Source organism: Aequorivita sp. KMM 9714 (assembly GCF_011065475.1).
Lineage (GTDB): Bacteria > Bacteroidota > Bacteroidia > Flavobacteriales > Flavobacteriaceae > Aequorivita > Aequorivita sinensis.
In genome coordinates this window covers 27,025-40,768 of sequence record NZ_JAAGRO010000003.1, presented here as the reverse complement: position 1 = coordinate 40,768, position 13,744 = coordinate 27,025, and the positions used below count along the sequence as shown (strand labels likewise).

Here is a 13,744-nt window from a genome sequence, read left to right as displayed (position 1 = left end):
CGTCATTGCATGACTTTTTCAATTAATAGATTTTATACAAAACGGGTTTGCTTGGGGAGGCATCGTTGTGAAATGAAGCCATCTGTAAATTGAGCAAATACTCACCGTCTACAATTGAATCTGGAACATATATTAATTCTGTAATCGTACAATCTTTACGTGGGTTTTCTGGATAATTCCAAAATGCTTTATGCGCCAAAAGTTTCCCTTCGTCCATTTCCTGATCTACAGAAGGAAGATCTATTAACAAGTGTTTTACCCCGATTTCTCTAAGATAATGCGCTGCCTTCTCGTGAAGAAACGGCCAATTGGTATTAGACCAATGCTTCGTTTTTTTTTCTGAAGTGTTTGGTAAGGTTCTAATCACTATAGCCTCAGGTGTTTTCCTATTTAAAGCCTGGCGAATTGTTTCTTCAAAAATTATTTCATCTTCTCCAACTTCAGTTGTATTTACAGAAATCACTTCAGCTATAAAAAAGAAAGTTTTTAAGGCATCGTTTACAGAATAGAATTCTTCTGAAATATGGCCAAAACTTTCAGTATGTGTTCCATGACCGTGGGGATTGAAATAAATATTATTAAAATTTACCGAAGCTCCTTCAGAAACTTTTCCTACCCAGTCTTCCATTTGCACAGGTTCTATAGTAGGTTCGGTTAAGTACCAAGCTAGTGGATTTTCTTCATTGGCTTGTATAGGCAGTGAAATATCCAATGGCTTGGAGAGATCAACATTTATAGTTTGATTATTTATTTCAATAGTAGTCTTCATTATTTAAATTTCAAGTTTGCAAAACTCAATTCGGTCAAGTTTTTCTTAAGCTTTGAAATTACACAAAGCCGAAAAAATAAATCTCACAGAATTTAATCAACTAAAGATACAATTTTTAAAACCTAATTGGTATTGACATTCTGTTTGGATTAAGAGTTTATATCCAAAACAAATCACTTGCAATTCCATCGCTCAAAAACTTCCCTTTTCTTGAAACTTTCAAGCTTTGGTTCTCTAAAATAAGTAGTTCGTTGTGTAAATGATCTTCGGCTTGTTTTAAAAGATATTCAGCAAATTCTTTTCCATATTCATTTTCAACCTTAGGCAAGGAAACTCCTTTTTTGGTACGCAAGCCAGTCATTATATATTCATTATATCTATCTTCTTTTGAAAGATTTTCCATTTCAAAAGGGAGAATTCCTTCCGCTATACTTTTTATGTATTTCGTATTATTGGCCACATTCCAGCTACGAGATTTTCCGTTATAGCTATGTGCTGAAGGGCCGATTCCTAGATAGGGCTTTCCTTCCCAGTAGGCAGTATTGTTTTTAGAGTGAAATCCTTCTCTTCCAAAATTTGAAAACTCATAATTATCAAATCCTGCCTTTTCTGTTTCATCTACTAAAATTTCGTAATGCTGCTTTGCCACTTCTTCATCTACAGCTGGGATTATTCCTTTATCGATAAACTTTTTTAGGGCAGTTCGTGGTTCTACCGTAAGAGCATAACACGACAAGTGTGGCACATTGAGGTCGAGAGCAATATTTAAATTTTCAATCCAACGCTCATTAGACATCCCTGGAATTCCATAAATTAAATCGATACTGATATTCTCAAAATACTTTTGAGCTTCCTTAATACAATCTAACGCTTCGGTAGCGTTGTGGGCGCGGTTCATTAGTTTTAAATCTTCTTCAAAAAACGATTGAATCCCTATGCTGAGGCGGTTAATTCCAAGAACTCTATAGTTTTCAAAAATAGTTCTCGACTGCGATTGAACAGACAGCATATCATCAGGGTTTGCTTCTAGGGTGATTTCTGGGTTTTCAGAAACTTTGTAGTTTTTAAAAATCGTTTCAAAAATCTGCTGCAATTCTTCCGAAGAAAGTAAACTCGGGGTTCCACCACCAAAATAAATAGTTTCTACTACCCCCTGCACTTCATCTTTTCGAAGTATTAATTCTTGACAGAGCGCAGCAATTAGCTCTCCCTTTTTCTTCAAAGAAGTTGAAAAGTGAAAGTCGCAGTAATGGCAGGCTTGTTTACAAAATGGGATATGTATATATATGCCAAAACCTTTATTACTTATTACATCATTTTCTGAAATATTCTCCATATTTTAAAGGGGATTGCGACATTAAAAAGCTCAAAACTTCATAAGTCCTCAAAATTAGTTATTATTTTTACCGCAATAAGCATTCATCACTTTAATTTCCGAACCTCAACTCATTAAAAAACCTAAAATATGTCTCGAATTATTTTATTCATTTTTCTTTTATGTTCTATAATTTCTTTTGGACAAACAGATGAAAAAGTTATTCGAGTAGGCTATACTGGTTCAACTCCTTTTGTAATGCACGATCAAAAAGAAGAGGGTATTGTATTTGATATTTGGAAAGAAATAGCCTACGATCTTCAGTTGAAATACACATTTAAGGAGTTTTCCTCAACCGAAGAGGGTATTGCAGCGACTAAAAACAATGAAGTTGATATTCTAATTGGGCCAACAACCATAAATAAAGAACGAGCTGAAGAAGTATCATTTTCTCAACCGTATTACAATACCGAAATGGCAATTCTAGCACCGATTATAGAGCAAACATTTTGGGACAAGGTAAGGCCTATTTTTTCCAAAACATTTCTTTACGGTGTTCTGGGTTTATTACTGGTACTTAGCATAGTTGGATTTTTATTTTGGATAGTAGAAGGTAGAAAATACAAGGAAGACTACGGCGATAAATTTTATAAAGGTATTGGTTCTGGAGTATGGTTAGCGATTGTAACCATGACAACTGTTGGTTATGGCGATTATGCACCTCGAACTCCTGCAGGACGATTTGTAATGGGAGCTTGGATGATTATTTCATTGATTTTAGCTACTTCATTTGTTGCGGGAATTGCAACTACCCTATCCCTTACAACTGTTCAGCAAGATAAAACCATTACTAGCATACAGCATTTAGAAGGCAAAAAGGTAGCCGTTCCGAATTATAAAAAAATAATGGACAGAGTGAGTAATGTAGATGGTACTCCTATAGCCGTGCATTCCGTTTCTGAAGGATATGAAATGTTGCTAAACAAAAAGGTTGATGCGTTAATTTATGACCAAATTCCTCTAGAATATATCTTTCAACTGAAGGATAAAGATGAATTCATCTTAAGTATGAAGAAAATCGAACCTCAATATTATGGTTTTATATTCCCTATTGAAAGTGATTTAAAAAGAAAAGTAGATCTCGAAATCATCAAACTTCAAGAGAATAAAGAAATTGAAAATATTGTTCAGGATTGGATTTCTAGGAATTGATTTTACTGAAAAGTAACCATTGAGTTTTTTGTAGGAAAACGAGGTTGCCTTAGAAAGTTTTAAGTTGAGCCGAAATACTTAAGCACTAATAAAAGCATAGTAAAAGTTACTTAGCTGCTATTTAACTCTGTCTTCATTCTGTTTTACAAAAGCGGCCCAACCTGAATAACTTTTTCCTACCTCAACTCTCCCAGAGTTGTAAAAATGACAAACTGCAGCTGCGAGTCCGTCGGTACTATCTAGATTTTTTGGAAGTTCCTTTAAACCTAAAAGACTTTGAAGCATTTTAGCTACTTGCTCTTTACTAGCATTTCCGTTTCCGGTAATTGCCATTTTTATCTTTTTAGGGGAATACTCGGTAATGGGAATTTGTCTTGAAAGTCCTGCAGCCATTGCTACACCTTGAGCTCTACCTAATTTCAACATAGACTGCACGTTCTTTCCAAAGAAGGGCGCTTCAATAGCTATCTCGTCTGGGTGATGCGTTTCTATAAGTTCGATAGTGCGTTCAAAAATCAATCTTAGTTTTACATAGTGGTCGTCGTATTTCTTTAATTGAAGTTCATTAAGCTGAAGAAACTCCATTTTTTTACCCACAACCTTTATGAGCCCAAACCCCATAATGGTGGTTCCTGGATCAATTCCTAAAATTATTTTTTCTGTTTGCATTTGTTAGATCCCGAAAATCTTAATCCTAACCTTTATAAGGATGACTTTCTATATTTATATATATTTAGAAACGAATAAGCTCTCTCCCTGAACGAGACAAATAAATTCATTTTGTATTTTAGCCTAATGACTACTGCATCCTACAAAGCTAAACAATATCTGCTTGCTTCAGCAAAAGCTTTGATCTTGGTTATTACCTTTGGATATATTTTTTACAAACTAAAGAACAACCCTACAGTAGATCTCGTTGATTTTATTTCTTTAATTCAGCAGAAAGGAAGCAGCTCGATATATTTTTTAAGCTTATTTATAAGTTTGACAGCTGCAAACTGGTTTTTTGAAATCTTAAAATGGCAAACTTTAGTTTCAACACTAGAAGAGATTAATTTTAAAACAGCAATGAAACAAAGTCTAGCTTCACTAACAGTTTCACTGGCAACACCTAATAGAGTTGGAGAATATGGTGCCAAAGCTATGTTTTTTGAAAGATCAAAAAGAAAAAAAATACTCTTTTTAAACTTCTTGTCAGGAACCGCTCAAATGTTGGCAACGGTGATTTTTGGGGTGATTGGTTTATTTTATTTCCTTCGGAATTTTAAAATCGACTATTCTATTGCTTCATTTCTGTATTTTGGAATAGGACTCATTACATTGTCATCCATCGCCTATTATTTTAATAAAAAGAAACAGAAAAATAAGCGCTTAACCAATTCTAAGGCAATCCGGTTTTTCAAAAAAACCCCATTTCATATTAAACTGAAAACTATAGTTTTTTCAATTTTTCGATATGTTATTTTTAGTGGGATGTTTTATTGTTTACTGCTTTTTTTTGGCGCTGACATTGCGTTTATAGAAGCAATATTGCTAATATTTTCTATGTATTTGCTAGTTTCTATCCTACCGACACTTTTTATTTTCGATGTGGTTATTCGCGGTGGTGTGGCAGTATGGTTGTTTTCATTTGCTGAAATATCAGAACTTGTAATACTTCCCACTGTACTGGCGATGTGGTTTTTTAATTTTGTGCTGCCTTCACTTTTAGGAAGCTTTTATGTAGTTACTTATCAACCTGCAACCCGATGATTTGGGGGCTAATAATTTTATTTGTTTGCTATTTCATTTGCATGATAGCCTTGAGAATTGGTTTTAATAAAATTGAAACTTTTTCTGAAAAGAAAGGCATTCCAAAAACTGGTTTTCGTGTGGTTATTCCATTTAGAAATGAAGCGGAAAACCTTGTTGAAATGCTGAATTCTATAGAAAAACTCAATTACCCTTCAGCACTTTTTGAAATCATATTTGTAAACGATGCATCAGAAGATTCTTCCGAAGCGATTATTCAAAAAGCTATACAGGAAAGTGAAATTGATATTAAACTTATTCAAAATAAACGCGTTTCAAATTCCCCTAAAAAAGACGCGATTACGGTTGCTATAGAAGCTTCTAAATTTGAATGGATTGTTACTACTGATGCAGATTGTGAGTTACCGAAAAACTGGTTAAAATCTCTTGATACTTTTATACAAGAAACCAAGCCAGTAATGGTATGCGCACCTGTAAATTACAAATCGGATGGGCAACTTATCCAAGTTTATCAGCAATTAGACGGATTGAGTTTACAGGCTGTTACAATTGGAAGTTTTGGACTTAAAAATCCATTGTTGAGCAACGGAGCTAACCTTGCGTATTCCAAAACTGCTTTTGCCCAAGTAAATGGATTTTCAGGAAACGACCATATTGCTAGTGGGGATGATGTTTTTTTATTAGAAAAGATGAAAAGAGCATTTCCAGAACAAATTCTCTTTTTGAAATCGAAAGATAGTGTTGTACTTACAAAACCTCAACAAACTTGGGAAGGTATAATAAATCAGCGTGTGCGCTGGGCTTCAAAAACTTCTAAAAAAGGAAACTTGACCTCAACATTTTTGGGATTGTTGGTTTTTAGTGTAAATATTTTGATTTTAGCCATTCCGTTTTTAATGGTTTATAACACTCAAAAATTTGAAGTTTATCTAATATTAATTTTCTTAAAAATTGCTACAGATTTTTTTGTAATTCACCAAGCCGCGCAGTTTTTTAATGTTAAGCTTTCATTTTGGAGGCTAATTCCGCAAGTATTTATTTATGCATTAGTTACGACTATTGTAGTTATTAAAAGTTTAAAAGGAAGTTACTCTTGGAAGGGACGAGAGTTTTAAAATTAGTTTACGAGGGATATAAACTACACTAGACTGTACTCGATTAGACGTTGAAGAAGGTCTTTGATATAGATAATTAAGCAGGAAGTATTGACAAAACAACAGCGATTCACCTAAAACTTTTAATAATCAAAAATTTTAATACAAAATTTAAATTATCAATATATTCTATACCTTAGCATTACTAAAACTTCCAGGTATGAAATCGTTTGCTACAATTTTCATTTTATTTTTCCTCATTTCTATACAATCACTATCCGCCCAACAAAATTATAATGTTGACGGCCAAACGTATACTTTAAAAACTGAGGTTGAAGGTCCCTTGACTTTACTTTGGAATACTTTTGATGGAAATTACAGGTATTTTTTAAAGCAAAATGTAGAAGTGGTTGAACTAAAAAACACTAAAGTTGATGGTGATTATCAAGAAGAATACAAAGTTGTTTTAGCAGAAAAAACCAAAGGAAGTGGAATAGATACCGAAAGTTTAAAGTTTAACCTATCAAGCCTGCACAACTTTTTTGTGGAATACAATCAAAAAATTGATCCAAATTTTACAGATGAAAAGACAAATACCAATATACAGTTAAGACTTGGAGGTTTTGCTGGAGTTTCAAACAGTGTTTTTACAAATAACATAAACGACGCCCTTCATCCTGTGGTAGGTGTTGATTTTGAAATATTTGAAGAAGTGAAATTAAAAAGACACGCATTAGTATTCCGATTTAAGCAAACTTTTGAAAGTAGCGATCACAAATACTCAGCTTCTCAACTTTCATTAAACTACCGATTTAAGTTTGTAAAAACATCAAAGTTTGACGCCTTTGTGAATTGTAAACTAGCTTCATTTACTTATTCTACCAAAGAAATAACTTATGTAATAGAAACTAATCCACCAATGATTATAAACGAAACAAATTCTGGAAGCGATTTTAACGCTCCTATTACCTTTGGCATTGGAGCAGACTACAAAGTTGGGAAGAATTACATTACTTTTAACTACAACGATATAGTAGGACTAAACGTAGAAAATAACGGAAACTTTCCAATAGACTTTACTGTTGGGTATAAGTTTAGTTTGTAATTAATTAGTTTTAATAATTACAGGTAAGGTAAATTGAGTTCTTACAGGAATACCTCTTTTAAATGCAGGGGCAACGGGACGTAGTGAATCGACACTTTCTAATATCCAAGTTTCTAATTTTGGAAATTCGCGTTGAAGTAAAGAGTCCATTTTAATATTTACAATAGTAAGTTCTCCAGCACTACTCACTTGGAAATTAACACGTACCGTATCATAAATATCCCGAGAAGCAATAATTCCTTCGTGGTTTATAGACTTATATAATTGTGAGCTTATAGTGTTTATAAAACAATCTTTTTGCTCCGGCTTCTCCAACTCATTTTCACAGTTAGAAAAAGAAGGATATCGATCTACATCTTTCCAATCTATTGTTTTAATTTCTTCTTTATATATAGATTCTGAAGAAACCTTTTCAGTCTCAAAAAACTGGCATGAGGTAACCGTTAGAAGAAGAAAAATTAAAAGAAAGCTGTGTTTCATTTGTCTTTACTATTTCTTTTTAAAAGGACAAATGGAACATCCAAATAGACATATTGCTATATTTTATAAATAAAAAATGGATGTTTCATTTCAGAGAAAATTCAACTTGAAAAGTACAAATTTACTGAAACATAAAGGATTAATTTTTAAAGTAGTTATGGAATGTCTATAAATTAATTTCGTGCTCCTACCAATAAGTATAAAATTGGTAAAAAAACCTGACAGGTCTTTGAGACCTGTCAGGTTTATTATGTTTGAAAAATTTATTCTAAAACTTCAATAACTATAGTAAGAAGTATTGTTCTCTAGCATTTCGCCTTTATGCTAGCCTACTTGCATCTAGTGTTTAGGAGTTCAGTCTGTTTTAAAATGAATTTCCTTTCTCAAGTCACTTACTCTTTGTTTTTCTAGATTACGCATAATACCTTTCTCGCCAAATTGATTTAGGTAATTTTCATAATACTTTAAAACCGTCTTTTTGTCCTTAAAATAATTATCTGCAGCTACAGCTAAATTATATAGAGCCATTTCGTTATTTGGATTATTTGCCAACGATTTTTTAAGTGCCGCCATCTCGTTTTTATAATCCCCTTCACGTTTATAAATGGTTGCCAACTCCAAATATTCAATTGATAAAGGTGTTTCCAACAAACCAATAGCAATATTTAAATGTTTCTTTGCTTTTTCTATTTCTTTCATTGCTCTATACAGAATCGCAACTTCGTGATGCCATTTTGGATTTTGGTCGTCATATTTCTTAAATAAAACACCATACTGTTCTAAAGCCTTTTCAAACTGCATTGTCTTAGAATAAGCCTCGGCAAGATTTTCGTGAAGAGAAACATAACTATCTCCATTCGAAATCAAAATAGTATATGTGTCAATTGCTTTGTGGTATTCTTTGGTATGAAACTCTTTTAAGGCTCGTAACGTAAGAAACCTAGAACTGTTTTGATCTACTAACAATCCATTCTCTACAAAAGGAACAGCCTCTGCAAACTTTCTATTTTCTACATAATTCCTTGCAATTTTATAGCTAGCATTGATATTCCCTTTATCCATTGAATAAACTTGAAGAAACAAATCAATTGCTGTCGAATCATTTTGAAACTCTTTCACTAACCCTCTTTCATATACAAAATTGGCATTGTTTGGAAAACGAGAATTTAAGTTTTGAAGGATACTATCGGCTAGTTTAAAATTTGAAATCTTTACTAACATTTTAGCATATTCAAATTCGGTTATGAGGTTGGAGTTGTTTTTTGAAATTGCCTTTTTATAATAGCGTTCTGCACTGCTATAGCTTCCTATCTTTTCATAGCAATTAGCGACTTCCGAAAATCGATTTGCTTTGAGAAAGTATGGAATTGCCTTATTGTATTCTCCAATTGTAAAAAGACTGTCTCCTTTTTTTGAAACTGTTAAAGCCGAAACAGATTGCGCCTTGGCTAGAAAAGAAAACAATACTAGTAAAATTAATAGAGCAAATTTCATTGGCTAAAAAGTTTGGTAAAACTTAAAAGGTCTCCAAAATATATTAGGTTTGTGAAAGTTGTAAATTTATTCCACAACATCAAAAACAATAGGCAAGGAATACAAAACGCCAACTTTTTCACCTTTCTGCTCGCCAGGCTTCATTTGTGGCAGTAAATTTACTACGCGCATAGCTTCCGCCTCTAATTCTGGATGTTTTGCTCGAGCGCGAACATCAGTAACATTTCCAGTTTTATCAATTTTAAATTGAACAGCAATCCGCTGTCTTCCTGAAATATTCAAATCATTGACAATACTCGTATTGAAATTCGAGTTTATCGATTCTGCTATTTTGGTGGACATACATTTCCTCATGGTTTCATTATCACCAGAACAACCCGGATAGGTCGGCACTTGGTCAATAACGGAATAAGGAACATCCATACCATTCTGGCCCTTCGTATCGTCTAAATATTCTCTCACCGAAGTATAAACCTTATCACCTGGCTGCGCTTCCGTTGTTAGGAGTTTTAGAGCTTTTTCTTCTTCGGCAGTCATATCACCTTTTTTCATAATGGCCTCGGCGAGTTCATTAATTTTGGTCATAACTTCAGAATCAGATTGAGAGGTAGATTGTATCTCTTCTGGTTTAGGTTCATTGCTACATGATGTGTAAAACAACATGCTAAAGATTATCGGCAACAGCAGTAAATACTTTACCTGCGCTGCTTTTTGTGATTTTGATTTTTGCAACATAATGATTCGTTTTTTAATTAATGACTGCTTGAAAAAAGTATTGACAAATGAAATTTGCTCGGTTTGAAATACTTCGGAAAGAAGGTTTTGATAGTATTGTTTTTTGTATTTATAACGTGTTATTTCAGAATCGGCTATGTACTCGTGAAGCGTGGCGATTCTATTTTGGAACATATAAACCAGTGGATTAAACCAAAATACGATGCGAAGTAGTTCAAAATACAGCAAATCAAGAGAATGTTTATGCTGAATGTGAACTTTTTCATGTGCAATGATACTGGCTTTGTTTTCTTCGGAAACAGTTTCTCCTAGATAAATTGTGTTGAAAAATGAAAAAACAAGATCGGTTTTGGGAAGAAGTATCAATCTCGCTCCTTTAGAGTTCTTCTTTTTTCCTGAAACGCGCAGCTTAGCTATTTTTAAAAGCTTAAAGCTGAAAATAAAAGAGGTGAATAAAACGCCTATAAAATAAAGGCTACTTAATGTTGACATCCAAAATGTTGCGTTACTCCCGGCTTCCGAAGCAGTGTTTCCAAGAATTACGGCAGGTAACTGAACAACGTACTCCTGCGGAATATTCTCCTGAAGAAAATCCAAACTTACAAAGGGTAAAATAATACTCAAGGTTGGGGTGAGTAATAGGTACGCTCTATTTAAATTAAAGAAAGTTTCCTTTTTTAGAAAGAGATCATAAACTGCGAGGAACAGCAGTTGAAAAACGAGTATTTGTAGAATTGTATGTATCATTTCTCGGGTTTTTCTGAATTTATTTCCTTCATAATAGCTTCCATTTCCTGAATACTGATATCGTTTTTCTTCATAAAAAAGGAAACCATACTTTTAAAAGAGCCCTGAAAATAACCGTCCATCAACTTTTTCAGAGACTGGTTGCTGTACTCCGATTTTTTAACTTTTGGAAAGTAAATATGTCCTCGCCCTTCCTTTCGGTAATCGACAAAATCCTTACTTTCCAATATCCTAACTATTGTAGAAACGGTATTATAGGCAGGTTTAGGCTCTGGCAGTTCATCAATAATTGATGCAACATTCGCCTCTTTTAAATCCCACAAAATTTGCATTATATCTTCTTCCGCTTTTGTTAATTGTTTCATTGGTAAAGAATATGAGGATTGATTATTAACCAAATATAACTAAAAAATTAGTTTAAACTAATCTTTTAGTTGTTAAAATTTAAAAATAAAAAAACCTAACAGGTCCCGAAAGCCTGTTAGGTTTAAAAAATTAGGTTCCTACATCCAAGTAGTTTTTTCTTCAATAGTAGTTTTCCTTGTTCCTTCTGGGAGTTCATCGTCGAATTTCCCTAAATAGAATAAGCCTAGGCAACGTTCTCCCTCTTCCATAGCTACATGTTTATCCATACTATTTATCACACCTGGAGAAGACCAATACGCTCCTATTTTCATACTATGAGCAGTAAGCCACATATTTTGAACTGCCATAGCAGTTGCAGCAACTTCTTCCCACTCAGGAATGCTCTCTTTCTCGTCTCGCTGCATGCAAATAGCGATAACGCAACCTGCTTTTACTGGGTTGTTTAAAAACTTATCATAAGTGAATTCTGAATATTTGGCTGCGGTTTCCTTGTAATATTCTGCCATAAATTTTCCGAGAGTAGCTTGAGATTCTCCGTGAAAAACTTTAAATCGCCAAGGTTCAGTTCGTCTATGTGTAGGGGCCCAATTGGCTGCTTCCAAAATTGAAAGAATTTCTTCTTTTGTTATAGGTTGAGAATTGTACTGCGCAGGAAAAACAGCACGTCGATTTTTAATTATTTCTGATATCATTTATTATTTTTTGTGAAGGAAGATAACTAATGCCAAGTTGATAAAAAAATTTAGAATTTAATAAATTCAGTTTCTAATTTTTGCGCTTTTTCTTACCCTGCATTTTAGATCCAACTTTAGACATTGCACATCTAAACCCAATATCATCTCTAGACATATATTCTGGTAAGTATCTTCGTTGTGCTGGGTCTAACCAATATTCTCGATCTCTCCATGAACCACCCTTGTAAACACGAGTTTGATTATCTATCAAAGTTCTCCTATTGTTGTCTTTATCATATTCTGTATACACAGCTCCAGTACTATCAATTAGAATATGGTGTCTTGGGGAATTATACATTGGACGTTGTGTGGATTCATCCTGAATTCTCTGAATTCTAGACAAATAGTCCCCATCTTTAAAATCTCGGTAATCACTCTGTGAAAAATTAAGGCGAAGATGAGTTTCCTCAATTCCGACAGGAACTTGAACTAATTCCCCTGGAAAATGCTTTGGAACCAAATTCCCATTAGGAAGCGTATCATATACAATAGAGTCTAATGGAATAACATTGTAAGTCCCATCGGCATTTCTAGATGGCTTTGTAAAAACATTCCCTCTGTAGTAATTAAAATCATTGTAATCTTTTTCAATAATTGGCCTATAAACATCAGCAACCCACTCCGAAACATTTCCAGCCATATCGTATAGTCCAAAATCATTGGCTGGGTAACTTTTTACGGGAGCAGTAATATCTGCATTATCATCACTCCAACCTGCAATTCCGCCATAATCACCTTGTCCTTGTTTAAAATTTGCTAGTTGATCTGCTTTACTCTTTCGTTTCCCTGAACGGGTGTAACTACCATTCCAAGGATATTTTTTTCTGCCTTTAAATGAATTGTATTCTCGAATGCCAACTAAACCTAAAGCTGCATATTCCCATTCAGCTTCTGTAGGAAGTCTGTACGTTGGAAGCAATAAACCATCTTTCCGTTGTACAAATAACTGAGTACGCTCTGCACCCACTAATGTACTATCATTACGAAGCTCTAATAATGCTTTAGATTTTTTACCACCGTGAAGAATAGAGTCATTTCCACCATAGGTTAAGGTAGGTGCTGCAAAATAGGTTTCCGTATCAAATGTTTCATCCCCCTTTATATGCAAACGTGCATCTTTAGGTATCATTCCAGCTTCTTCGAGTAGAAGTTCATTAACTCTATTGGTTCGCCATTTACAGAAATTAACTGCTTGCAACCAATTCACCCCCACTACTGGATATTCAGAATAAGCTGGATGACGCAGATAGTTGTAAACCATATCTTCATTAAAACCAAGTGGATTTCGCCATACCATAGTATCGGGAACAGCACTAGGGTAGATATTTTTATAAAGTTCGATACTTGGAGGGAAAACACGTTTTGTCCAATCTAAATATTCTAAATACATTAAGTTGGTAACTTCTGTTTCGTCCATGTAGAAAGACATCACATGATGTTGGGTAGGTGTATTATTCCAATCGCCAATTGGATCGTCTTGTACTCGCCCCATTGTAAAAGTACCTCCTTCAATAAAAACTAGGCCTGGACCTGTTTCTTGCACATTTATTTTTCCCTTATAATTCTTAGAAAAGACTCCTTTTCCACCTATCATTTTCCAACCTGTGGCACGCGATCTATTTTTATAATCAGTATCACTTGAACAGGAAACCAGTAAAGCCAAAAGAAAAACAAGTAACAATCGATACATTAGAATATTTGTTTTATTAATGTGTGTAAATGAATTTCTATAATCTTGGGGAACTACAATTTACATATTCGGCTTTAATCTGACAACTTATATAAAGAGGTAGTAAAAAAAATATTGACTTCAAATATTCCTATAATTCAAGATAAATTTTTCACTTGAAACCGTAGAAAGCTATTAAACCGAAAATGAAAGAGTATCTCTTTAAAATACAAATCATAAAGAGTATATTTGCACTTTAGAATGAATCTAAA

The 13,744-nt window shown here is 33.8% G+C and carries 13 protein-coding genes; 4 read left to right on the top strand and 9 right to left on the bottom strand.

The window, feature by feature from the left end; genetic code table 11:
• Positions 1–22 precede the first annotated feature (22 nt).
• Positions 23–769, bottom strand: coding sequence for a cyclase family protein (locus G3A46_RS08975; protein WP_165149046.1), 747 nt, complete (start codon positions 767–769; stop codon positions 23–25).
• A gap of 157 nt (positions 770–926) precedes the next feature.
• Positions 927–2,105 carry a radical SAM family heme chaperone HemW gene (hemW, locus tag G3A46_RS08970; RefSeq protein WP_165149044.1) on the bottom strand — a complete coding sequence of 393 codons (1,179 nt, stop codon included), beginning with the start codon at positions 2,103–2,105 and terminating at the stop codon, positions 927–929.
• 129 nt (positions 2,106–2,234) lie between these two features.
• On the opposite strand from hemW, the gene G3A46_RS08965 reads away from it, so the two are divergent.
• Entirely contained in the window at positions 2,235–3,296 is a 1,062-nt protein-coding gene (locus G3A46_RS08965; protein WP_165149042.1) for a transporter substrate-binding domain-containing protein, read from the top strand.
• A 117-nt stretch (positions 3,297–3,413) separates the two neighbouring features.
• Here the strand turns inward: G3A46_RS08965 and ruvC are convergent, their stop codons facing one another.
• Positions 3,414–3,965: a crossover junction endodeoxyribonuclease RuvC gene (gene ruvC / locus G3A46_RS08960; protein ID WP_165149040.1), complete on the bottom strand. Its 552-nt coding sequence runs from the start codon at positions 3,963–3,965 to the stop codon at positions 3,414–3,416.
• Between the two features lie 111 nt (positions 3,966–4,076).
• Between ruvC and G3A46_RS08955 the strand changes: the two genes are divergently transcribed.
• From G3A46_RS08955 to G3A46_RS08945, 3 genes are all read left to right on the top strand, one after another.
• Positions 4,077–5,048 carry a lysylphosphatidylglycerol synthase domain-containing protein gene (locus G3A46_RS08955; RefSeq protein WP_165149037.1) on the top strand — a complete coding sequence of 324 codons (972 nt, stop codon included), beginning with the start codon at positions 4,077–4,079 and terminating at the stop codon, positions 5,046–5,048.
• Positions 5,049–5,089: 41 nt separating this feature from the next.
• The gene (locus tag G3A46_RS08950; protein WP_165149034.1) at positions 5,090–6,163 is read left to right on the top strand and encodes a glycosyltransferase; all 1,074 of its coding nucleotides are present in this window, start codon (positions 5,090–5,092) and stop codon (positions 6,161–6,163) included.
• Positions 6,164–6,362: 199 nt separating this feature from the next.
• Positions 6,363–7,247, top strand: a complete 885-nt coding sequence (locus tag G3A46_RS08945) for a hypothetical protein (protein WP_165149031.1) — start codon at positions 6,363–6,365, stop codon at positions 7,245–7,247.
• Here G3A46_RS08945 and G3A46_RS08940 read toward each other — a convergent pair whose 3' ends face one another.
• The 6 genes from G3A46_RS08940 to gldJ all read right to left on the bottom strand — a co-directional run bounded on the left by G3A46_RS08940 (position 7,248) and on the right by gldJ (position 13,514).
• Positions 7,248–7,727, bottom strand: a complete 480-nt coding sequence (locus G3A46_RS08940) for a hypothetical protein (protein ID WP_165149028.1) — start codon at positions 7,725–7,727, stop codon at positions 7,248–7,250. It abuts the gene before it with no gap.
• Positions 7,728–8,081: 354 nt separating this feature from the next.
• Entirely contained in the window at positions 8,082–9,221 is a 1,140-nt protein-coding gene (locus G3A46_RS08935) for a hypothetical protein (RefSeq protein ID WP_165149025.1), read from the bottom strand.
• 66 nt (positions 9,222–9,287) lie between these two features.
• A complete protein-coding gene (locus G3A46_RS08930) occupies positions 9,288–10,703 on the bottom strand; it encodes a M56 family metallopeptidase (RefSeq protein WP_165149022.1) in 1,416 nt (471 codons plus the stop codon).
• On the bottom strand, positions 10,700–11,068 hold the full coding sequence (locus G3A46_RS08925) for a BlaI/MecI/CopY family transcriptional regulator (protein ID WP_165149019.1): 369 nt from the start codon (positions 11,066–11,068) through the stop codon (positions 10,700–10,702). The genes G3A46_RS08930 and G3A46_RS08925 overlap by 4 nt, the downstream gene beginning before the upstream one ends.
• A gap of 138 nt (positions 11,069–11,206) precedes the next feature.
• Positions 11,207–11,761: a nitroreductase gene (locus tag G3A46_RS08920; protein WP_165149016.1), complete on the bottom strand. Its 555-nt coding sequence runs from the start codon at positions 11,759–11,761 to the stop codon at positions 11,207–11,209.
• A 73-nt stretch (positions 11,762–11,834) separates the two neighbouring features.
• Positions 11,835–13,514: a gliding motility lipoprotein GldJ gene (gldJ, locus tag G3A46_RS08915; protein ID WP_165149489.1), complete on the bottom strand. Its 1,680-nt coding sequence runs from the start codon at positions 13,512–13,514 to the stop codon at positions 11,835–11,837.
• Positions 13,515–13,744 lie beyond the last annotated feature (230 nt).